Here is a 22,662-nt window from a genome sequence, read left to right as displayed (position 1 = left end):
GCGCGGCCGGGAGCGCGGGCGGGCGCGGTCGTCGGCCGCGGGCGGGGACGGTGGTGACGGTCACCGGTCCTCCCCGGTGCCGGCGCGGGCGATCCGCGGGTCGAGCCGGCCGACGAGCAGCTCCGAGCCGAGCTGCACGAGGACGGCGACCGCGACCGCGAGCATGATCAGGGTCTGGGCGACGGGGTAGTCCCGCTGGTTGATGGCGTCCAGCAGCAGCTGGCCGAGGCCGTGCCGGGCGAAGAGCTGTTCGGCGACCACCGCGCCGCCCAGCAGCTCGCCCAGGTGCAGGCCGAACTCGACGCAGAACGGGGCCAGGCTGTTGGGCAGCACGTGGCGCGCCAGGACCCGCCGGGGCGAGGCCCCCTTGGCGACGGCGGTCAGCACGAACTCCTCCTGACGGGTGCGGCGCAGCTCGGTGGCGAGCAGCCGGGCCAGCACCGCCGAACCCGGCAGCGCGAGCGCGACGGCGGGCAGCGCGAGGTACTGGACGGCGAGGTCCGGCGCGGCGAACAGGTCCCGCTCGCCCCCGGCGGGCAGCAGCCGCAGCAGCACCGCGAAGACGAGGACGAACAGCACGGCGGTGACGTACACCGGCAGCGCGAGCAGGGCGGTGGCCAGCGGGTCGAGCACCCTGGCCAGGCGCCCGCGGCGCTCGGAGGCCAGGGCGACGCCCAGCAGCAGGCCGAGGACCAGCATCAGCAGCCCGGCGGCGAGGGCGAGTTGGACGGTGCTGCCGACGCTCTGGCCGATCAGGCGGGTGACCGGTTCCCGGTAGTGGAAGGAGCTGCCGGGGTCGCCGGTGAGCAGCCCGTGCAGCCAGCCCAGGTACTGGACGGGCATCGGCCGGTCCACGCCGAGGCTGTCGGCGAGCCGGTCGCGCTGCTCCTGGTCGGCCTCGGCGCCGAGCGCGGCGGACACCGGGTCGCCGGGGGCGAGGCGGAGCAGCAGGAACACGGCGACGGAGGCGAGCCAGAGCGTGGCCAGCGCTCCGGCCGCCTTTCTGGTCCAGTAGGGCACGGGGGGCTCCGGGTGGTGGGGACGGCGGGTTCGCCGGCCCGGGTGGTCGGAACGGCGGGTTCGCCGGCCCCGGACGGTGGGGGGCGTCCGGGGACGGCGCTCGTGAGGGCGCGTCAGGCGGTGCGCCGGGTGTCGTCGAGCCGCAGGTAGCCGAGCGCGCTGGTCGCCACGCCGCGGACGGAGGAGGCGAGGGCGTAGGTCTCCCAGGCGTGCGCGAGGGTGATGTGGAAGGACTCGGCGAGCAGGTACTCGGACAGTTCGTGGTTGACGTCGGCCCTGGCCTGCTCGTCGGCGGCGGCGAAGGCGCGGGACTGGAGGTCGGCGTAGGCGGGGTCGGTGACGTGCGAGGTGTTCCGGCCGACCTGGAGGGGGCCGGAGACGGTGATCCCGCTCAGCGGGGAGACGCTGACCATGCCGTGGTTGGCGATGAACAGCCCCTCCAGCGTGCCCTGCTGGATCTTCGGCTGGAGCGCGGCGTTGTCCATCAGCTGGACGTCGACGCCGAACCCGGCCTGTTCCAGGTCGTACTTGACCAGTTCCACGAGGGAGGCGAAGACCGGCGAGCTCGCGGCGGTGAGCGGCACCCGGGTGCCCTCGGCGCCGGCTTCCCTGAGCAGTCCGCGGGCCTTCTCCGGGTCGTGCGGATAGCGGGTGACCTGCTCGGGGGTGACACCGGGGGTGTGGGAGGGCCAGGGCAGGCTGCTCGCCTCGGCGTGGCCGCCGTACACCTGGGCGACGACGCGGTCGCGGTCCACCGCGTACTGGAGGGCCTGGCGCACCCGGCGGTCGTCGAAGGGCCTGCTGGTGACGTTCACCCCGAGGAACGCCTGCTGGTACGAGGACCTGGCGGACTGCACGGCGAAGGCCGGGTTCCCGGCCAGCACCTTGAGGTCGCGCCCTGGCACCGCGCCGATCAGGTGGGACTGCCCCGACTGGAGGGCGGACAGCGCGGCCTGGCTGCTGGTCACCGACCGGACGGTGATCCGCTCGACGTGCGGCCGGCCGCTCTGCCAGTAGCGGTCGTTGCGGGCCAGGTCGAGCTGGTTGCCGCCCTTGAACGCCTGCCAGGTGAACGGCCCGGTGCCGTTGACCGTCTCGGCGGCCTTGCCGTCGACGTAGCTGCGGGAGTCCACCACGGGGTTGAAGGCGAGCGCGTCGAACAGGTTGCTGGTGGGCTTGGCGAGGGTGAGGGTGACCTCGTGCGGGGCGCTCGCCCTGATGTCGGCGAGCCGTTCCAGCAGCGGCTTGACCTGGGAGGTCCTGGCCGCGCCGGTGAGCGAGAAGACGACGTCGTCCGGGCTGAGCGGGCGGCCGTCGTGGAAGGTGACGTCCTCGCGGAGCTTGAGCACCAGCTTGGTCCGGTCGGCGTTCCACTCCCAGGCGGTGGCCAGCCAGGGCACCGGCTGGAGGGTCTGCGGGTCGAGGTCGACCAGCCGGTCCAGCACCAGGTTGACGAAGACCGGGGTGTCCGGGCCGCGGTGGAGCAGCTGGGTGGGGTCGGGGGCGGCGCCGTAGACGATCTGGAGGTCCGGCGCGGTGGTGGTGGCGGAGGCCGCGGCCCCGCCGGCGGCGTCCTCGGTGGCCGAGCGGCAGCCCGCCGCCAGCAGGACCGCTCCGGCGCTCAGGCCGAGGAAGCCTCTTCGGGGCAGGCCGGTGGCACGGGCTGCGTCGCTCATGGTGGTGCTACCTCTTCGGTTCTCGGGTTCCGGGGTGTGTGGTCGCGGGTCAGTACCTGGTCACGACGACGCTGTCGCTCCAGGCCACCACGTCGGGACCGCCGGTCGGGTAGGGGATGTTCTTGGCCGGGTTCCAGTTGGCCCGGTAGATGCCGGTCTTGAAGTACGGCGACTGGTTCTGGTGGTAGTTGTTGAGGCCGGTGTGGGCGCCGACCCGGACGCCGTCCCGGAACACGGTGACGGCGCCGGGGGTGGTGTCGGTGGACCAGGTGATGTCGAAGGCCCACTGGTTCCAGTGCCCGAACTGCACGGCGCCGAGCGGGATCACCGCCTCCTGGACGGTGCTCGGGTCGGACAGCCAGTGCACCTTGAGCCGCCAGCTGCCGTCCTTGACGGTCAGGGCGATCGGCGGCTTGGTGTCGCTGCCGTCGGCGAGCGGGTAGCCGTGCCACTGGGCGAGGATCGTCTCGGTGGAGGTCGGCACCCAGTCGGCGGGCAGGTAGTCGGCGAGGGCGAAGCGGTAGCTGCCCCAGCCGAGGGAGTTGACGGCGACCTCGGAGCGGTAGGAGACGCCGTCGTTCGGCACGCTGAAGCGGGCGGCCTGGCCGGTGCCGCCGGCGGGGGCGGGGGCCACGGTGATGCTGCCGTTGCCGTCGACGCGCTGGCGGGTCCAGGCGGAGACGGTGCCGGACTCGAAGCCGTCGGTGAAGACGTCGACGGAGGCGGTGACGGGGGCGCCGGGGGCGGCCTGGGCGGAGGCGGCGTGCGCGGGGGCGGCGGCGGTCACGGCCAGGGCGGCGGTGAGCGCGGCGGCGGCGAGGCGGCCGGAGAGGCGGGACATCGTGGTTCTCCTTCTCGGGTTCGGGGCTGATCGACCGGGGGTGACGGCCGGTTGACCGGTTGCGCGGTCAGCCGGCCCGGCGACAGGAGCCGGCCGGTCCCACCCAGGTCGGGCTGGACCAGGCCCACTGGTCGTTCAGCTGTCGTACCCGGACGTGGTAGAAGTCCCCGTCGCCGCCCGGGCGTTCGTCGGTCAGCTCGAAGTCGGCGGCGGTCTCGTGCTCGGGCACGGCCCGGTCGAAGCGGTAGGCGCCGGAGACGAACCCGCCGGTGAAGCCGGTCCGCGCGCCCTCCAGGAGTTCGCCGACGGCGTGGGCCGTCTCGACGCCGTTCACGACGGCGACCAGCCGGGTGCGGGAGTCGCCCTCGACCCGCAGCGAGAAGCCCTGGGTGCTGTCGGTGGCGGTGTTGGGGTTTCCGTCGGTGACCGTCCACAGCCGGACCTCGCCCGGCCCGCCGCGCTCCCACCGGGACGGCCGGTAGGTGTCCGGCTCGGCCTCGGCCGGCGCGACCGTCTCCGGGCCGCGCAGGCGGGGCTGGACGTCCAGCAGCCGCCCGCCCTCGACCCGCAGGGTGACGTCCCACCGCACCGGTTCGCCGCGCCGGCCCCAGCCGACGGCGAAGCCCAGGGTGCCGGCGAAGGCGTCCGACGCCCGTGCGCCGGCCAGCAGTTCGGGGCGGCTGACCCGGTGCAGCGGCACGCCGTTGCGCAGCACCTCCACGTGGTCGAGGGCGTCCCTGCCGCGCACCGTCACCCGGATCCGGCGCCGGTCGGCGGAGCCGGTCACGGCGCCCATCGGCGCGCCGTTGACGGAGGTGGCGAGCAGGATGCGGTCGCCGGTGATCGCGTAGGTGCGGCGCTGCTGGACGGCCGTCCAGATCCCGTCGCGGGTCAGTTCGGGGGCCCAGACGGCGACCCGGCCGTGCCCGTGGCTGCCGGGGAAGGCGCTGTGGTGGTCGGTGGAGCCGATCAGCCCGAAGCGGTGGCCCAGGCGCAGGCCGTGGACGGCCGTCCCGGCGGCGGCGCGCGGGCCCATGGTGTGCAGGTAGCTGCGCGGCGCCTCGTCGGACTCGGCGCAGCCGTGCATCGACACCATCTCCACCACCGGGGCGAACTCCTCGGTGTAGGAGGCCCAGTCGATGCCGCGGCGGGCCGGCCCGTAGCCGATGTGGTGCGGCAGCGCCCAGGTGCGGACGCCCTCGGCGGCGAGCCCGCGCAGCCGGGTGCGCAGTGCGTCCAGGTCGGCCGCCCGGATGATCTCGCCGCGCGGGCCGTCGAAGTACACGCAGTGGTCGCCGTACGCGAGGCTGTGCCACTCGAAGGACTGGAAGGTGACGAAGCGGCCGTCCTCGTGGGCGGCGGCGGTGACGTCCTGGACGTGGTCCCAGAGCCGGGCCAGCCGGGCGAAGCCCTCGGTGTGGTAGTCGACCAGGCTCGCCAGCTCGGGGGTGCGCTCGGGCAGGTCGTGCCACCAGCCGTGGCCGGTGACGCTGGCGAAGTCGAGCTGGAGCCGGGCGTTGGCGTAGGCGTCCTCGATGCTCCCGTGGCCGTAGCTGATGCCGCAGTGGTTGTGGAGGTCGCCGACGTACAGGCCCAGGCCGGCGTAGCCGGGCGCGTCGGTGGTGGGGGCGGTCATCGGGGCGGGGGCTTCCTCGGGTCGTGGTCGCGGAGGTCGGGGCTCCGGGCGACTCTGGGCGTCTGGTCGACTCAAGGCATTTGATCGACTCTGAGAAGAAGCTAGCCGTGATCTCCGGGGGCGGGTCAAGGGTCGGCCATTCGGTGTCGTGCGATCGCCATCGGGCGAAACATGACCTTCACAGAAGACCAGCAGGTGGAGAGAGTGGACACCTGGTCAGCGAGGCGGCAACGGCTCGGCGGGATCGGCTCAGACTTTTGATCGATCTGATAGAAACTTCCCGAGATCTCTCCCGACGTCCCCTCCGGACATCCCCTCCCGATGTCCCCTCCCGAAGGACGGCCGAACGATGCCGCACCCCGCCCTGCCCGCCGCGCCCGACCTCGGCGCCTCCCTCCTCGTCCGCGCCCCCGAACGCCCCGGACCCGGCTACTGGGCCGGCTGCCCGAGCGTCCGCTACGAACCGGACCACGACCGCTTCCTGCTCACCTACCGCGAGCGCCGCCCGCGCGGCGCCGCCGGCGGGCCCGACCGGGGCTGGCGCTGCGCCGTCGCCGAGAGCCCCGACGGCATCGCCTTCCGCGACCTGTGGTCCGTCCGCAGCGACGAACTGGGCTCCCCCTCGATGGAACGCCTCGCCCTGCTGCGCCGCCGGGACGGCTACCTGCTCCACCTCAGCTACGTCGACCCGGCCGACAACCGCTGGCGCGTCGACGCCCTCACCGCCGGCGCCCCCGAGTCCTTCGACCTCGCCACCCGCACCCCCGTGCTCACCGCCGCCACCACCGGCACCGAGGGCGTCAAGGACCCGTACCTGCTCGAAACCGGCGCCGGAGTCCACCTGTTCTCCACCGTCTCCCGCGCCCGCCCGTTCACCCCCGAGGAGCACGCCCGCGCCCACGCCACCGCCGACATCCACACCACCGGCCTCACCGTCCAGCCCACCGCGCTCGCAGTCTCCCCCGACGGGCTGCGCTTCACCGCCCCGCCGGGCCGCGCCGCCGAGGTCCTGGACGTCGGCCCGGCCGGGGCCTGGGACGGCTACGAGTCCCGGATCACCGCCGTCCTCCCCGACGGCCACGGCGGCTGGCTGGCGCTCTACGACGGCTCGGCGGAGGCCGCCGGCAACTACGAGGAGCGCTGCGGCCTGGCCGCCTCCGCCGACCTGCGCGCCTGGCACCGCCTCACCCCGGACGGCCCCTGGCTGGACGTCCGGTACGCCGACCTGGTCTCCGCCCGCGGCCGCTGGTACCTGTACTACGAACAGAGCCGCCCGGACGGCGCCCACGAACTGCGGGTGGCCGTGCTGGACGAGTTCGCCGGAGTCCGCCCCGACGGCGGCCCGGCGGCGGCCCGTAGCCGCTGACAGCCCGCCGGAGCCGTACGGAACCGGGTCAGGCGCTCGCGGCGGCCGCCTCGGCGAGCGAGTCGAGGACCGGCCGGATCAGCGGGTGCCCGTCGGCGCCGGCCCGGACGGCCGCGAACACCCGGCGGGTGGCGAGCTCGCTGTCCACCGGGCGCACCGCGACCTGCCCGAGGTCGACGCCGCGCAGCGCCGATCGCGGCACCAGGGCCACGCCGAGGCCCGCCGAGGCGAGCGCGACCACGGCCCTGAAGTCGTCCGAGGAGTGCAGCAGCCGGGGCTGGAACCCGGCGTGCTCGCAGGCCAGCAGGACCACGTCGTGGCAGGGGTTGCCCGGGTACGGCCCGATCCACGGCTCGTCGGCCAGCGCGGCGACCGCCAGCGGGCCGGACTCGGCGGCCAGCCGGTGACCGAGCGGCAGCACGGCCTCGAAGGGCTCGGCGTACAGCGCCACCCTGGTCAGCCGGGCGTCGTCGGCCCGTGGGGCGCCCCGGTACTCGACGGCCACCGCGAGGTCCGCCCGGCCCTCCAGGACCATCGGCAGGCTGGCGTCGCCCTCGGCGTCCAGCACCTTGAGCCGCACGCCGGGGGCGCGCCCGGCGAGCAGACCGACCGCCGGGGCGAGCACGGAGGCGATCGCGGTCGCGAAGGAGGCGACGGTGACCTCCCCGGAGACGCCCGCGCTGTACGCGGCGAGGTCGGCCTCGGCGCGCTCCAGCTGGGCGAGCACCACGTCGGCGTGGCCGAGCAGGATCTCCCCGGCGGCGGTCAGCCGCACGCCCCGGCCCTCCCTGGCGAGCAGGTGGTGGCCGGTCTCCTGCTCCAGGGCGGCCAGCTGCTGGGAGACCGCGGAGGGGGTCAGGTAGAGGGCGGCCGCCGCGGCGGTCACGGTGCGGTGGTCCGCCACGGCCCGCAGGGTCCGCAGCCGTCGTGCGTCGATCACGGTCCAATTCTGCCAGCGCGGCGCGGCGGACCGGCCCGGGCCCGGCGAGTGAGAGCCGACGGGCGGGCGCCGGCGGGCCGGCGGTTCCGGCCGGAGCTACGACCGGTGGCGTATTTCCGGCCGAGATCGTTCCCGGTCGTTGACCACCCGCCGGGACCGGCGCTTGGCTCTTCCCACCGGGCCGGCTGGGGCCGTGGGCCCGGGACCGTCACCAGGGGAGGACGATCCATGACCACCGCACGCACCCGCCGCCGGCTCGCCCGTACCGCCGCCGTCCTGCTGGCCACCGCCGTGGCCGGCGCCGCGATGCCCGCCGCCGAGGCCAAGCCGCCCAAGGGCGACACCGCCCGGGTCAGCGAGGGCGCCAAGGGCGAGGCGCTGGACGGCGCCTCCCTCGCGCTGGGGCTGAGCGGCGACGGCCGGCTCGCCCTGTTCTCCTCGGCCGCGACCAACCTGCTGCCGGGCGGCGCCGGAGCCGTGGGCGACGTCTACGTCCGGGACCTGCGCAACGGCCACACCGAGCGGATCAGCGTCGCCCCCGACGGCTCCGCGCTGGACGCGGCCAGCAACGACGCGGCGATCAGCGGCAACGGCCGGTACGTGGCGTTCTCCAGCTACGCCACCAATGTGGTGGCCGGGCAGCCGAAGCACCCCTCCGACGTCTTCGTCCGGGACCGCTGGACCGGCCGCACCGAGCTGGTCACCGCGGGCGACGGCAGCTCGGGCGCGGGCGACGACCAGAGCGGCCGCAACGCCTTCAACGCCGCCGTCAGCTGGGACGGCCGCTACGTGGTCTACTCCTCCGACCGCACCGACCTCGCCCCGGGCGTGCACCGCGGCAAGTTCAACGTCTTCGTCACCGACCGCTGGGCCCACACCACCCGGGCGGTCAGCACCGGCGCGGACGGCACCCCGGCCGACAACAGCTCCTACCGTCCGACGATCAGCGCGGACGGCAGCGTCATCGGCTTCACCTCGCGGGCCGGCAACCTGCTCCCGGCCGACCGGACCCCGCCCGCCTCCCCGGCCGCGGCCGGCACCGACGGCTCCACGGCCGCCGGCCCCGGCAACACCGCCGACCGCTCCGCCGGCACCGCCGAGGCCGCGCAGGCCGCCAGGACCACCGCCGACCACGCCGGGCCGGCCGCCATCCGCGCCTACCCGTACTACGTCTGGAACGCCCGCACCGGAAGGATCACCGGCGCCAGCTACGACGAGACCGGCGAGCTCACCGGCAGCGGCAACGACGCCCGGATCAGCCCCTCCGGCCGCTACGCGCTCTACACCGTCTTCACGGAGGGCGGCCGGCCCGGCTCGCACGGCCTCCACCAGGACGTCTACGTCCGTGAGCTGGCCACCGGCACGTCCACCAAGGTCGGCAAGCCGCTCTCCGGCGCCGCCGGCCTCGACTCCTCCTACGACCCGGCGATGTCGCTCACCGACCGCTGGGTGTACTTCACCTCCGACGTCACCGACCTGGTGCCGGGCGACACCAACGGGCAGGCCGACATCTTCCGCACCGAGCTGTCGACCGGGCGCACCGAGCGGGTCACCCTCACCCAGGACGGCTCGCAGAGCACCACGTCCGCGTTCTTCCCGCAGGTCGACGCCTTCGACACCACGCTGCTGTTCAGCGCCGAGGACGGCAACCTGGTGCCGGACGTCGCCAACACCACCACGGACGTCTTCCGGCGCCGCCTGTGACGCCCTGACCCCCCGACCCCCCTGCCTCCCCGACTCCCTGCTTCCCCGACTCCCTTGCGGCATACGCCCGTTGGCGTATTTCCCGAACGGGATCACCTCCGGCCGTTGACCCTCCGGCCCTCCCGACGGTTGGCTCTGCGGAAGCCCGCCGCCGGGAGGGAGTCCGGCCGGGCGATCCCAGGGGAGGACGATCCATGACCACCGCACGCACCCGCAGACGGCTCGCCCGCACCGCCGCCGTCCTGCTGGCCACCGCCGTGGCCGGCGCCGCGATGCCGGCCGCCCAGGCCAAGCCGCCCAAGGGCGACACCGCCAGAGTCAGCGAGACCACCAAGGGCGAGCAGCTCGACGGCTACTCGTCGGGGCTCGGGCTGAGCGAGGACGGCCGCTCCGCCCTGTTCCGCTCGGCCGCCACCAACCTGCTGCCCGAGCCGGGCACGCCGAACTCCGACGAGGTCTACGTCCGGAACCTGCGCAACGGGCACGTCGAGCGGATCAGCGTCGCCCCCGACGGCTCCCGGCTGAACGCCCCCACCGCCGACGCCTCGATCAGCGGCGACGGCCGCTACGTGGCCTTCAGCACCAGCGCCACCAACGTCGTTCCCGGGCAGCCGGCGCACCAGAGCGACGTCTTCGTCCGGGACCGCTGGACCGGCCGCACCGAACTGGTCACCGCCGGCGGCGTGCCCGGCGCCGGCGACCAGAGCCTGTTCAACGCCACGAGCCCCAGCATCAGCCGGGACGGCCGGTACGTCGCCTACGTCTCCAACCGCTCCGACCTCGCTCAGGGCACCGTGAAGCCCGGCAGGAACAACATCTACGTCACCGACCGCCGGACCGGGACCAGCCGGCTGGTCACCGTCGGCGCGGACGGCACAGCCGCCTCCGACTACTCCTTGGCACCGTCGATCAGCGCGGACGGCTCCACCGTCGCCTTCACCTCCAGGGCCAGGAACCTGCTCCCGGAGGACCCCGCCACCCCCGCCCCGGACACCGGGTCCGATCCCGGTGCCGGGCCCGGTGCCGGGTCGCCCGAACTGGCGGGCGGGCCCCGCTTCTACCCCACCTACGTCTGGAAGGCGGACACCGGCAAGATCACCGGCGGCAGCCTGAACGACGCCGGGCAGCCGTTCGACAGCCACAACGGCCGGATCAGCCCGGACGGCCGCTACGTGGTCTACAGCCTCGCGGTGTTCGGCACGGGGCTGCCGGGTCACGGCGGCATCCGGCTGGACGTGTACGTCCACGAGCTGGCCACCGGCAGGATCACCAACGTCAGCGCCGCCCTGCCGGGCACCGCCGCGGACGGGTCCTCCTCCGGCGCCGTGATGACGGCCGACGGCCGCTGGGTCTACTTCGACTCCTACGCCGACAACCTGGTCCCCGGCGACACCAACCAGGCCAACGACCTGTTCCGCCGTGACCTGTGGACCGGCCGGATCGAGCGGATCAGCCTCACCCGGGACGGCGGTCAGAGCGACACCCCTTCCTACGACCCGTTCGTGGACGCCACCGGCAGCACCGTGATCTTCGACGCCCTCGACGGCAACCTGGTGCCGGAGGACACCAACACCCTGCTGGACGTCTACCTGCGACACCTGTGACCCCGGCCTGACTCCCCTGTGGGGAAAGGCCGTTGACGCCTCCCTCCGCAGTCACGCACCCTGCGGACGGTTCTCGGCCGGAGGTACGAACAGTGGCGTATTTCCGGCCGGGAACGCATTGACCGAACACGCTCACGACGCTTGGCTCTTGCCCAGTCCGGGCCGCGGGGGTCGAAGGCCCGGGACCGTCACCAGGGGAGGACGTTCCATGACCACCGCACCCACCCGGCGCCGGCTCGCCAGGGCCGCCGCCGTCCTGCTGGCCACCGCCGTGGCCGGCGCCGTGACACCGGCCGCCGAGGCCAAGCCGCCCAAGGGCGACACCGCCCGGGTCAGCACCACCGCCAAGGGCGCCCAGCTCACCGGCACGTCGAGCGCGCTCGGACTGAGCGACGACGGCCGCTCGGCGTTGTTCGCCTCGAACGCCCCCGACCTGCTGCCCGTGGCCGGCGTCCCGAACACGAGCGACGTCTACGTCCGGGACCTGCGCAACGGCCACGTCGAACGCGTCAGCGTCGCCGACGACGGCTCCAGGCTCGACGCGCCCACCACGGACGCCTCGATCAGCGGCGACGGCCGCTACGTCGCCTTCAGCACCGCCGCCACCAACGTCGTCCCCGGCCAAGTCCCGCACCCCAGCGACGTCTACGTCCACGACCGCCGGACCGGAAGCACCGAACTGATCTCCGCCGCGGCCGTGCCGAACACCGACGACCAGTCCTACCGGGTCTCCGAGAACCCCAGCATCAGCCAGGACGGCCGCTATGTGGCCTTCTCCTCCAACCGCACCGACTTCCTGCCCGAGTCGGACCTGCAACGCCAGTGGAGGAACATCTACGTCTTCGACCGCTGGACCGAGACCTCCCGGCTGATCACCGTCGGCGCGGACGGCAGCCGCGCCCGCCACTCCTCCTTCCGGCCGACGATCAGCGCGGACGGCTCCGCCGTCGTCTTCAAGTCCCGGGCCCGCAACCTGGTCCCGAGCCCCGGGACCGATACCCCTGCTCCCGCGCCCGAGCCCGGCCCGGACGTCGACTCCGAGGCACCCGACACCGAGGCACCCGGCACCGACCCCCTGCTCCCGCGCCTGCCCCGCTACGACGCCGCCTACGCCTGGACCGCCGACACCGGCAGGATCGTCGCCGCGAGCGTGACCGACACCGGGCGTTTCGACGGCACCTGGGACACCCGGATCAGCCCGGACGGCCGCTACGCCCTCTACAGCATCCCGGCCCGGGAGGTCCCGGTGCCGCCGCGCCTCCCCCACCCCCTCCACGTGTTCGCCCACGATCTGGCGACCGGCAAGGTCACCAGGATCGACACCCGTCTGCCGGGCACCACGGAGCGCAACTCCTCGTCAGGTCCCGCCATGACGGGCGACGGCCGCTGGGTCTACTTCCACTCCGAGGCCGACAACCTGGTCCCCGGTGACACCAACGGCGTCCGCGACGTCTTCCGCCGCGACCTGTGGACCGGCCGGATCGAACGTGTCAGCCTCACGCTGGACGGCGAGCAGAACGACTCCAGGGCCGAGTACCCCTTCCCGGACGAGTCCGGCGACACAGTGATCTTCAGCGCCGACGACGGAAACCTCGTCCCCGGGGACACCAACGCCACCACGGACGTGTTCCTGCGCCGCCTGTGACCCTTCGCTGACTCCCTTGCGCGGCAGGGCCGTTGACGCCTCCGTCCACGGTCGCGCACGCGACGGTTCTCGGCCGGAGGTACGACCACTGGCGTATTTCCGGCCGAGATCGGGCCCGGTCGTTGACCGACCATCCGCGCGCCGCTTGGCTCGTCCCCAGTCCGGGCCGCGGGGGTCGAGGGCCCGGGACCATCACCAGGGGAGGACGATCCATGACCACCGCACGCACCCGCCGCCGGCTCGCCAGGGCCGCCGCCGTCCTGCTGGCCACCGCCGTGGCCGGCGCCGCGATGCCCGCCGCCCAGGCCAAGCCGCCCAAGGGCGACACCGCCAGAGTCAGCGAGACCACCAAGGGCGCACAGCTCAACGGCCCGTCGAGTGCGCTCGGACTGAGCGACGACGGCCGCTTCGCGCTGTTCACCTCGGCCGCGACCGACCTGCTGCCCGGGCCCGGCACCCCGAACACGGACGAGATCTACGTCCGGGACCTGCGCAACGGCCACGTCGAGCGGATCACCGTCGCCGCGGACGGCTCCCGGCTCAACGCGCCGACCACGGACGCCTCGATCAGCGGCGACGGCCGCTACGTGGCGTTCACCACCACCGCCACCAACGTGGTGCCGGGCCAGGTGGCGCACGACAGCGACCTCTTCGTCCACGACCGCTGGAGCGGGCACACCGAACTGATCGCCGCGGACGGCCCGTACGGCGTCCCGAGCCTGAGCCGGGACGGCCGCTACCTCGCCTACGGAGCCCTGCGCACCGACGTCGACCCGAGTGTGCAGCGGCGCTACTACGACATCTTCGTCACCGACCGCCGGACCCACACCACCCGGCTGGTCACCACCGGCGCGGACGGCGGCGCCACCAACAACAACTCCTACAACGCGACGATCAGCGCGGACGGCTCCACCGTCGGCTTCACCTCCAGGGCCGGCAACCTGCTCCCCCGCGACCCCGCCCAGACCGACCCCACCCAGACCGACCCCGGCGCGACCGACCCCGGCGACGGGGCTCCGGGGCTGACCGCGCCCCGCTTCTACCCGTACTTCGTCTGGAAGGCCGACACCGGCAAGATCTCCGGCGCCAGCCTGGACGGCGAGGGGTGGCTGCACGGCGTCAGCGGCGGAGCCCGGCTCAGCCCCGACGGCCGCTACGCGCTCTACGGCGTGCCGGTCCGCCTCCGGCCCAGCCCCTACAGCTTCCGGATGGACCTGTACGCCCGGGAACTGGCCACCGGCAAGCTCACCCGGCTCAACGCCTTCCTGCCCGGCACCACGAGCGACGAGGGCGCCGGCCACCCCGCCATGACGGCCGACGGCCGCTGGGTCTACTTCCACTCCGCAGCCGACAACCTCGTCCCCGGCGACACCAACGGCGTCAGCGACGTGTTCCGCCGCGACCTGTGGACCGGCCGGATCGAACGCGTCAGCCTCACCAGGGACGGCGAGCAGAGCAACGCCCCCGCCGAGAACCCGTACGTGGACGAGTCCGGCGACACGGTCGTCTTCCATGCCGAGGACGGCAACCTGGTGACCGGCGACACCAACGCCGCCACGGACGTCTTCCTCCACCGCCTGTGACGGCCCGACCGCCCGACGTCATGATGGCTTGATTCCCTGTCCACATACGCCTGTTGACGTATTTTCCGCCGAGATCACCCGCGGACGTTGACCCCCGGCCCTCCCGACGATTGGCTCTGCCGAAAGCCCGTCGCCGGGAGGGAGCCCGGCCGGGCGATCGGAGGGGAAGACCTCATGACACGTACCACCCGTACCACCCGCACCCGGTGGCCGGCCGGCGCCGCCGGCGCACTGGCCGCGGCCGCCCTGATCGCCGTCACCGCCGCGCCCGCCCAGGCCGCCCCGCCACTGCGCGGCACCGTCCAGGTGAGCGCCGGGGTGAACGGCGCCGTGCCCGACAACCAGTCGTTCAGCCTGGGCGTCAACGCGAACGGCCGCTACGCGCTGTTCAGTTCCTGGGCGACGAACCTGGTGTCCCAGCCCGCACGGGGCGGCCGCGACGTCTACCTGAAGGACCTGTCGACCGGCCGGGTCGAGCGGGTCAGCCTGGCGAACTCGGGCGAGGGACAGGCCGGCTGGTCCGAAGAGGCCGCGATCAACGCCGACGGCCGCTACGTCGCCTTCGTGAGCAACGGCGAGGACGTGGTGCCCGGCATGCAGGTCAAGGGCCGCACCGAGGTGTACGTCCGGGACCGGTGGACCGGCCGCACCGAGCTGGTCAGCGGCGGGCTCACCTCCACCGATCCCGACCAGTTCCACTACTCCTACGCACCCTCGATCAGCGCCGACGGCCGGTACGTCGCGTTCGTGTCCTCCCGGAAGGACCTGGATCCGACCGTCGTGGATCCCGAGCCCGAGCCGGAACCCGAGCCCTCGCTCGCCAGGCCCTACACCTGGAAGCTCAACATCTACCTCACCGACCGCCGGACCCACACCACCCGGCTGATCTCGCGCGACGCGACCGGCAAGCCCGGCGAGAGCACCTCCTTCCACCCGAAGCTCAGCGCGGACGGCCGCACCATCGGCTTCGGCTCCCTCTCGGACCTGCTGCCGCCCGAGCAGCCCCCCGCCGCCGCGCCGGCAGCCGGGACCGCCGACGTGGACCTGCCCCCGGGCGCCGAGAAGTACCTGCCCGCCGGGGCGCAGCCGAGCCTGGCCCGCCCGACGAGCGCCGTCTACTACACGTACGACGTGCCCTCGGGGAAGCTCTCGCCCGCGAGCTTCGACGTCGGCGGCTCGCTCGCCTACGCGGCCTTCGACGCCACGATCAGCCCCGACGGGCGGCGCGCGGTCTACGCCCTGTCCGAGCCGGGCGGCTCGACCGGCGGCCACCGCTCCCACACCGTTCTGCACGTCCGGGACCTGCGGACGGGCACCGTGACGAAGGTCAGTGCCGGTCTGCCCGGCACCAGCTCGGTCGGTTCCTCCGGCCACGGCTCGATCACCGCCGACAACCGCTGGCTCTACTTCGAGTCCGCCGCCGACAACCTGGTGGCGGGCCCGCAGCACCCGGGCTGGGACGTCTACCGCCAGGACCTGCGCACCGGCCGCACCGAGCGGGTCGCCACCGCGCCGGACGGCTCGCTCGGCAACGGATCGTCGAACGAGCCGTTCGTGTCGGCCAACGGCAGGACCGTGGTGTTCGGCTCGACCAGCGGCAACCTGGTCGCCGGCACCGACGTCCCGGCGGCCGAGGGCTACCAGGTCTTCGCCAAGCCGGCCCGGAGCCACCACGTCGGCGCCGACGACCAGGGCGAGAACGAGGACGACTGACCGGCCCGCGCCGCCCGGGAACCACGACGGGGGCGGGACGTCGGCCTGGGCCGGCGTCCCGCCCCCGCGGTGGGAGGGTGGGGCAGGTGGTCGGTGGGCCGTGTGCGGGGCGGATCGATTCGCCTCCGCCGCACGGCGGTGGTGAGCCCGTGGGCCGGTCCGGTTCCGAGCGGTCCGGCCCACGGGCGGTCTGGTCGGGCCTGGAGCGGCCCTGGGTGGGAGGGTCAGCCCTCCATCGCGGCGCGCGCGTCCACGAAGGCCGCGACGGCGCGCTCGACGTCCTCGGTGGAGTGCGCCGCGGACAGCTGCACCCGGATCCTGGCCTTGCCGTGCGGCACCACCGGGTAGGAGAAGCCGATCACGTACACGCCGCGCTCCAGCAGCAGCTCGGCGAGCCGGCCGGCCACGGCCGCGTCGCCGATCATCACCGGGGCGATCGGGTGGTCGCCGGGCAGGATCTCGAAGCCGGCCTCGGTCATCTTCGTCCGGAACAGCGCGGTGTTGGCCGCCAGCCGCTCGCGCAGCTCGTTGGACTTCTCGACCAGGTCGAGCACCTTGAGCGAGGCGGCCGCGATCACCGGGGCCAGCGAGTTGGAGAACAGGTACGGACGGGAGCGCTGGCGCAGCAGGGCGACGATCTCCCGGCGGGCCGCGACGTAGCCGCCGGAGGCGCCGCCGAGGGCCTTGCCGAGGGTGCCGGTGATGATGTCCACGCGGTCCGTCACGCCGTGCAGTTCGGGGGTGCCGCGGCCGCCCGCGCCGACGAAGCCGACGGCGTGCGAGTCGTCCACCATGACCATGGCGTCGTAGCGGTCGGCCAGGTCGCAGATCTCGCGCAGCGGGGCGACGTAGCCGTCCATCGAGAAGACGCCGTCGGTGACGATCAGGCGGCGGCGGGCGTCCTGGGTGTCCTGGAGCTGCTTCTCCAGGTCGGCCAGGTCGCGGTTGGCGTAGCGGTGGCGGCGGGCCTTGCTGAGCCGGATGCCGTCGATGATGCTGGCGTGGTTCAGCGCGTCGGAGATGACGGCGTCGCGGTCGTCCAGCAGGGTCTCGAAGACACCGCCGTTGGCGTCGAAGCAGGAGGAGTAGAGGATCGTGTCCTCCTGGCCGAGGAAGGCCGAGAGGCGGTCCTCCAGCTCCTTGTGGACGTCCTGGGTGCCGCAGATGAAGCGGACCGAGGCCATCCCGTAGCCCCAGCGGTCCAGCGCGTCCTTGGCGGCGGCGAGCACCTCGGGGTGGTCGGCCAGGCCGAGGTAGTTGTTGGCGCAGAAGTTCAGCACCTCGCCAGGGCGGCCGCCGCCGGTGACGGTGACCGCGGCGCTCTGCGGGCTGCCGATCACCCGCTCGGGCTTGAACAGGCCCGCCTCGCGGATCTCGTCCAGGGTGGCGGCGACGTCGGCACGCACGTTGTCGAACACTGCGGGTCTCCTTGGCAGTTCGGCGGGGTTCAGGCGGGCGGGTTCGGCGGGTTTCAGCGGGCCGGGGCTCGGACCGGGCGGGGTTCAGGCCGTCCAGTCGAGGATGATCTTGCCGCAGTTGCCGCTCGCGGCGTCGTCGAACGCGGCCTCGTAGTCGGCGGCGGCGTAGCGGCCGGTGATCACCGGGCTGAGGTCCAGGCCGCCCTCCAGCAGCACGGACATCGCGTACCAGGTCTCGAACATCTCACGGCCGTAGATGCCCTTGATGGTGATCATCGAGGTGACGATCGAGGCCCAGTCCACCGGGAACTGCTCGGCGGGCAGGCCGAGCATGGCGATCTTCCCGCCGTGGGTCATGTTGGCGATCATCGACTGCATCGCCTCGGGGCGGCCGGACATCTCCAGGCCGACGTCGAAGCCCTCGCGCAGGCCGAGCTTCTGCTGGCCCTCCTCGATGGTGTGCTGGGAGACGTCGAGCGCCAGCGTCACGCCGACCTCGCGGGCCAGGTCGAGGCGGTACGACGAGACGTCGGTGATCATCACGTTGCGGGCGCCGGCGTGCTTGGCGACGGCGGCGGCCATGATGCCGATCGGTCCCGCGCCGGTGACCAGCACGTCCTCGCCGATCAGCGGGAAGGACAGCGCGGTGTGCACGGCGTTGCCGAACGGGTCGAAGATCGCGGCCACGTCCAGGTCGACCGGCACCCGGTGCACCCAGACGTTGGAGGCGGGCAGCGCCACGTACTCGGCGAAGGCACCGTCCCGGTTGACGCCCAGGCCGACGGTGTTGCGGCACAGGTGGCGGCGGCCGGCCAGGCAGTTGCGGCACTTGCCGCAGACCAGGTGGCCCTCGCCGCTGACCAGGTCGCCGACCGTGATGTCCGCGACGCCCGCGCCGATCTCGGCGACCTCGCCGACGAACTCGTGGCCGAGCACCAGCGGGGTCCTGATGGTCTGCTGCGCCCAGCCGTCCCACTTGCGGATGTGCAGGTCGGTGCCGCAGATGCCGGTCCGCAGCACCTTGATCAGCACCTCGCCGGGGCCGATCTCGGGCATGGGGACGTCCATCAGCCAGAGCCCGGGCTCGGCCTGCTGCTTGACGAGTGCCTTCACGGCGGGCTCCTGACGTGCGGGTGGGACGGCCCGCGGGTGCGGGCAGGCCGAAGGGGCCCGGTTCGGCCGCTCCTGACGGGCGCACACTCCGGACAGGCAGAAATCTGCCTGGTGGGGGCGGGTGCGGTCCATCGAGGAATTCTTAACGGCGGCCGCAGCTGGGCTGAACGATCGTGCCCGAGCAGCGGCCGGCGGCGGGTGCGGCGTGCCGGTGCTCACCCGTCCGGCCGAGCGCGGGGCGGCCCTCGCGACACCGCCCGCCGGCCGTCCCCGGGTGCTTGACGCCCGGAGGTGCCAGGCCACGGTTCGCCAGCGGGGCGCGGCACTCGGCTGACGGCGCTCCCGTTCGGGTCAGCCCGGCGCCGACCCGCGCGCGGCCGCCCGACGCCGGTGCTTACGGTGACGACGCTCCCCCGCGGCCCCGTGGAGCGGCGCTCCGGCCCCGCCGAGCAGCGCGCCGGGGCCCTTCGCCAAGGGGCCGTCCGCCCCAGAGAGGCCCCTCCGCCGATGACCGACACCCGACGGCCGCGCCCGGCCGTTCCCTGCTCCCCGCGCGTCCCCCGCCCGCCGCACGCCGCCGTCCCCCGCTCCGTACGGGTGGCCTCGGCCGCCCTCGCGCTGGCCGGCCTGCTCGCCGTCTCCGCCTGTTCCGGGGACTCCAAACCCGCGCGGCCCGGCGCCGGCGCCGCGGTCACCGCCGAACCGGCCGCGCTCAGCCCGTCCCCCACCCAGGGCGGCAGCCCGTCCGGCGGGGTGGTGGCCCTCACCCCGGCCGTCCAGGCGAAGCTGGACGCCGCGATCAAGCAGGTGATGAGCGAGGTCTCCATCCCCGGGGTGATCGTCGGCTACACCACCCCCGACGGCAGCTACCAGCGCACCTTCGGCGTCGCCGACAAGTCCGCGGGGACGGCGATGTCCCCCGACCTGTACATGCGGATCGGCAGCGTGACCAAGACCTTCACCACGACCGGCATCCTGCGGCTCGTGGACCAGGGCAAGCTGGGCCTGGACGACCCGGTCTCCAAGTACGTCCAGAACGTGCCCGGCGGCGACGGGATCACCCTCCGCCAGCTCGGCGAGATGCGCAGCGGCCTCTTCAACTACACCCTGGACTCCGGCTTCCAGCAGGCGTTCTTCAACGACCCGAGCCGCCCGTTCACCCCGGACCAGCTGCTCGGGTACGCGTTCAAGCACCCGGCGAACTTCTCCCCGGGCAGCAGCTACGAGTACTCCAACACCAACCTGATCCTGCTCGGCCTGGTCGTCGAGAAGGTCGGCGGGCAGCCGCTCCAGGACTTCCTGACGCAGCAGGTGTTCACCCCGGCCGGGCTCACCAAGACCAGCCTGCCGACCGACGCGGCCTTCCCCGACCCGCACGCCCACGGCTACACCAACCAGACGCTCAGCGGGCAGGTCGAGGACTCCACCACCTGGAACCCGTCCTGGGGCTGGGCCGCCGGCGCCGCGATCTCCACCCTCGCCGACCTCCAGACCTGGGCCAAGGTGCTGGCCACCGGTGAGCCGCTGCTCAAGCCCGCCACCCAGGCGGAGCGGCTCAAGACCGTGCCCGTCGGGTCGGGGCCCGACCTCGGCTACGGCTTCGGGGTGTTCAACACGCACGGCTGGATCGGCCACAACGGCTCGCTGCCCGGGTACCAGAGCGTGGTGATCTACCTGCCCCAGGCGAAGGCCAGTCTGGCCATCCTGCTCAACACCGACATCAGCCACGACGGTTCGGAGCCCTCGACGTTCCTGGCGCGGGCGATCACCCAGATCGTCTCGCCGGACAACGTCTACACGCTGCCCACCCCGCCCGGCTCGGGCTCGCCCACCGCCTCCCCGTCCCCGTCCCCGTCGGTCTCGCCCACGGCCTCCCCCACGCCGCTGGTCTCCCCCACCGTCTCGCCCACGGTCTCGCCCACGGCGACCGGTACCGTCACGCCGCACCTCTCCTGAACCCGGGAGCACCGCGCGAGGCCCGGCCCGGTCGTCCGGGCCGGGCCTCGCGGCGCGCCGTCGAGTTCCCGGCGTCGACTCCCCGGCTTCAACTCCCCAGCACCCTGGCCAGGTCGTACGAGACCGGTTCCTCCAGCTGCGCGTAGGTGCAGCTCTCCGGCGCGCGGTCCGGCCGCCAGCGGCGGAACTGCGCGGTGTGCCGGAACCGGGTGCCCTCCATGTGGTCGTAGGCGACCTCGACCACCCGCTCGGGGCGCAGCGCGATCCAGGACAGGTCCTTGCCGCCGGTCCAGCGGCTGACCGCGCCGGGCAGCCGGCCCTCGGCGTGCGCGGCCTCGTCCGCCCAGCCGCCCCAGGGGTGCCTGGCGATGTCGTCCATCCGCAACGGGGCCAGCTCCTCGGCGAGTTCGCGCCGGCGGGCCATCGGGAAGGCCGCGCAGACGCCGACGTGCTGGAGCCTGCCCCCGTCGTCGAAGATGCCGAGCAGCAGCGAGCCGACCACCGGGCCGCTCTTGTGCTCGCGGTAGCCGGCCACCACGCAGTCGGCGGTGCGCTCGTGCTTGATCTTGTACATGGTCCGCTCCCCCGGCCGGTACGGCTGGTCCAGCGGTTTGGCCACCACGCCGTCCAGCCCGGCGCCCTCGAACTCGGCGAACCAGGTGCCGGCGAGGTCGAGGCCGGTGGTGGCGGGGGCGGTGAACACCGGGTCCGCGGCGTCCGCGAGCGCGGCCTCCAGGGCCGGGCGGCGCACCGACAGCGGCTCGTCCAGCAGCGAGTCCTCACCGAGGGCGAGCAGGTCGAAGGCGACGAAGGAGGCCGGGGTCCGCTCGGCGAGCAGCTTCACCCGGCTCGCGGCCGGGTGGATCCGCTCCAGCAGCTCCTCGAAGCGCAGCCGGCCGTCCCGGGCGATCACCACCTCGCCGTCCAGCACGCAGCGCGGCGGCAGCTCCCGCCGGAACGCCTCGACCAGCTCGGGGAAGTACCTGGTCAGCGGCTTGCCGGTGCGGCTGCCGAGCTCCACCTCGTCGCCGTCGCGGAACACGATGGAGCGGAAGCCGTCCCACTTGGCCTCGTACTGCATTCCGGGCGGGATCCTGGCCACCGACTTGGCGAGCATCGGCGCCACCGGCGGCATCACGGGCAGGTCCATGGGTCCGATGGTCGCCCCGATGGCCTCGGGGCGCGCGTCGGGCGCGCGGCGCCTAGCGTGAGGGGCATGGGCTCAGCCGTGGAACTGGATGTCGCCGGGCGCACCGTCCGGCTGTCGAATCCGGACAAGGTGTACTACCCCGAGCGAGGCTTCACCAAGCTGGACGTCGCCCGGTACTACCTGGCCGTCGCCGACGGGGTGCTGCGCGGGCTGCGCGACCGGCCGACCACCCTGCAGCGCTTCCCGGACGGCGTGGACGGCGAGTTCTTCTACCAGAAGCGCGCGCCCAAGGGCCTGCCGGAGTGGCTGCCCACCGCCCGGATCGAGTTCCCCAGCGGCCGCTCCGCCGACGAGATCTGCCCCACCGAACCGGCCGCCGTGCTGTGGGCGGCCAACCTCGGCTGCCTCACCTTCCACCCCTGGCCGGTGCGGCGCTCCGACACCGACCACATCGACGAGCTGCGGATCGACCTCGACCCGCAGCCCGGCACCGACTTCCACGACGCCGTCCGCGCCGCCCACGAGCTGCGCGCCCTGCTGGAGGAGCACGGGCTGCGCGGCTGGCCCAAGTCCTCCGGCGGGCGCGGCCTGCACGTGTACGTGCCGCTGGCGCCCGAGTGGACCTTCACCGACGGACGGCACGCGGTGATCGCGCTCGGCCGGGTCCTGGAGCAGCGGATGCCGGGGAAGGTCACCACCGCCTGGTGGAAGGAGGAGCGCGGCGAGCGGATCTTCGTCGACTACAACCAGATGGCGCGCGACCGCACCATCGCCTCCGCCTACTCGCTGCGCGCCCGCCCCCGGGCCACCGCCTCCGCCCCGCTGCGCTGGACGGAACTGGACGACGCCGCCCCCGAGGACTTCGACCTGCGCACCGTCCCCGCCCGGTTCGCCGAACTCGGCGACCTGAACGCGGAGATGGACGGCCGGGCGTACCGGCTGGAGGGCCTGCTGGAGCTGTACGAGAAGCAGCTGCGGGACGAGGGCCTCGGCGAACTCCCCTACCCGCCCGACCACCCCAAGGCGGCCGGCGAGCCCACCCGCGTCCAGCCGAGCCGCGCCAGGAGGACCGGCCGGCCGGACCGCGCGGAGGAGGAGTAGCGCCGTACGGCCGGACTCAGCGCCGCGCGCCCGCCGGGGCCAGCCCGGCGACGATGCGGACGGCCTCGGCGATCTGCCCGTCCGTCAGGTCGCCGCGGGCGGTGAGCCGCAGCCGGGATATGCCGTCCGGGACGGACGGCGGGCGGAAGCAGCCGACGGCGAGGCCCGCCCGGCGGCAGTCGGCGGCCCAGGCGAC

At 73.9% G+C, this 22,662-nt stretch carries 16 protein-coding genes and 1 pseudogene; 8 read left to right on the top strand and 9 right to left on the bottom strand.

Annotation, left to right across the window (positions count from 1 at the left end; all coding sequences use genetic code 11):
• Window positions 1-60: 60 nt before the first annotated feature.
• From BU198_RS18620 to BU198_RS18605, 4 genes are all read right to left on the bottom strand, one after another.
• On the bottom strand, window positions 61-1,020 hold the full coding sequence (locus BU198_RS18620; protein WP_188297993.1) for an ABC transporter permease: 960 nt from the start codon (window positions 1,018-1,020) through the stop codon (window positions 61-63).
• A gap of 113 nt (window positions 1,021-1,133) precedes the next feature.
• A complete protein-coding gene (locus BU198_RS18615) occupies window positions 1,134-2,696 on the bottom strand; it encodes an ABC transporter substrate-binding protein (RefSeq protein WP_188297992.1) in 1,563 nt (520 codons plus the stop codon).
• Between the two features lie 49 nt (window positions 2,697-2,745).
• On the bottom strand, window positions 2,746-3,537 hold the full coding sequence (locus BU198_RS18610; protein ID WP_188297991.1) for a polysaccharide lyase: 792 nt from the start codon (window positions 3,535-3,537) through the stop codon (window positions 2,746-2,748).
• A 67-nt stretch (window positions 3,538-3,604) separates the two neighbouring features.
• Complete coding sequence (locus BU198_RS18605; protein ID WP_188297990.1) at window positions 3,605-5,173, bottom strand: DUF3604 domain-containing protein; 1,569 nt, start codon at window positions 5,171-5,173, stop codon at window positions 3,605-3,607.
• A 349-nt stretch (window positions 5,174-5,522) separates the two neighbouring features.
• On the opposite strand from BU198_RS18605, the gene BU198_RS18600 reads away from it, so the two are divergent.
• Window positions 5,523-6,539 carry a hypothetical protein gene (locus BU198_RS18600; RefSeq protein ID WP_188297989.1) on the top strand — a complete coding sequence of 339 codons (1,017 nt, stop codon included), beginning with the start codon at window positions 5,523-5,525 and terminating at the stop codon, window positions 6,537-6,539.
• A gap of 28 nt (window positions 6,540-6,567) precedes the next feature.
• Here BU198_RS18600 and BU198_RS18595 read toward each other — a convergent pair whose 3' ends face one another.
• Window positions 6,568-7,479, bottom strand: a complete 912-nt coding sequence (locus tag BU198_RS18595; RefSeq protein ID WP_188297988.1) for a LysR family transcriptional regulator — start codon at window positions 7,477-7,479, stop codon at window positions 6,568-6,570.
• Window positions 7,480-7,707: 228 nt separating this feature from the next.
• Here BU198_RS18595 and BU198_RS18590 point away from each other — a divergent pair, with 228 nt between their 5' ends.
• The 5 genes from BU198_RS18590 (at window position 7,708) to BU198_RS18570 (ending at window position 15,728) form a co-directional block, all read left to right on the top strand.
• Entirely contained in the window at window positions 7,708-9,183 is a 1,476-nt protein-coding gene (locus BU198_RS18590) for a PD40 domain-containing protein (protein WP_188297987.1), read from the top strand.
• A 194-nt stretch (window positions 9,184-9,377) separates the two neighbouring features.
• Window positions 9,378-10,787, top strand: coding sequence for a TolB family protein (locus BU198_RS18585; protein WP_188297986.1), 1,410 nt, complete (start codon window positions 9,378-9,380; stop codon window positions 10,785-10,787).
• A gap of 208 nt (window positions 10,788-10,995) precedes the next feature.
• Window positions 10,996-12,432, top strand: coding sequence for a PD40 domain-containing protein (locus tag BU198_RS18580; protein ID WP_188297985.1), 1,437 nt, complete (start codon window positions 10,996-10,998; stop codon window positions 12,430-12,432).
• Window positions 12,433-12,644: 212 nt separating this feature from the next.
• Window positions 12,645-14,015 (top strand): TolB family protein, encoded by a 1,371-nt coding sequence (locus BU198_RS18575; protein ID WP_188297984.1) that lies wholly within the window; start codon window positions 12,645-12,647, stop codon window positions 14,013-14,015.
• Window positions 14,016-14,189: 174 nt separating this feature from the next.
• Window positions 14,190-15,728 (top strand): TolB family protein, encoded by a 1,539-nt coding sequence (locus BU198_RS18570; RefSeq protein ID WP_188297983.1) that lies wholly within the window; start codon window positions 14,190-14,192, stop codon window positions 15,726-15,728.
• A 224-nt stretch (window positions 15,729-15,952) separates the two neighbouring features.
• Here BU198_RS18570 and BU198_RS18565 read toward each other — a convergent pair whose 3' ends face one another.
• Together BU198_RS18565 and tdh are read right to left on the bottom strand one after the other, a co-directional pair.
• On the bottom strand, window positions 15,953-17,146 hold the full coding sequence (locus BU198_RS18565) for a glycine C-acetyltransferase (RefSeq protein WP_188297982.1): 1,194 nt from the start codon (window positions 17,144-17,146) through the stop codon (window positions 15,953-15,955).
• Between the two features lie 84 nt (window positions 17,147-17,230).
• Window positions 17,231-18,259 carry an L-threonine 3-dehydrogenase gene (tdh, locus tag BU198_RS18560; RefSeq protein WP_188297981.1) on the bottom strand — a complete coding sequence of 343 codons (1,029 nt, stop codon included), beginning with the start codon at window positions 18,257-18,259 and terminating at the stop codon, window positions 17,231-17,233.
• A gap of 507 nt (window positions 18,260-18,766) precedes the next feature.
• Here tdh and BU198_RS18555 point away from each other — a divergent pair.
• A complete protein-coding gene (locus BU198_RS18555; RefSeq protein ID WP_188297980.1) occupies window positions 18,767-20,215 on the top strand; it encodes a serine hydrolase domain-containing protein in 1,449 nt (482 codons plus the stop codon).
• Between the two features lie 88 nt (window positions 20,216-20,303).
• On the opposite strand, the gene BU198_RS18550 is transcribed toward BU198_RS18555, so the two are convergent.
• Window positions 20,304-21,365, bottom strand: coding sequence for an ATP-dependent DNA ligase (locus tag BU198_RS18550; RefSeq protein ID WP_188297979.1), 1,062 nt, complete (start codon window positions 21,363-21,365; stop codon window positions 20,304-20,306).
• A 66-nt stretch (window positions 21,366-21,431) separates the two neighbouring features.
• Between BU198_RS18550 and ligD the strand changes: the two genes are divergently transcribed.
• On the top strand, window positions 21,432-22,466 hold the full coding sequence (gene ligD, locus BU198_RS18545) for a non-homologous end-joining DNA ligase (RefSeq protein ID WP_188297978.1): 1,035 nt from the start codon (window positions 21,432-21,434) through the stop codon (window positions 22,464-22,466).
• Window positions 22,467-22,482: 16 nt separating this feature from the next.
• Here the strand turns inward: ligD and BU198_RS18540 are convergent.
• Window positions 22,483-22,662, bottom strand: a pseudogene (locus tag BU198_RS18540) (8-amino-7-oxononanoate synthase); the annotation flags it as partial.

The organism is Streptomyces sp. CBMA156, assembly GCF_014596515.1.
Taxonomy (GTDB): Bacteria; Actinomycetota; Actinomycetes; order Streptomycetales; family Streptomycetaceae; genus Kitasatospora.
Note: the sequence above shows the minus strand (reverse complement) of the source record. Positions and strands in the feature narration are given on the sequence as shown.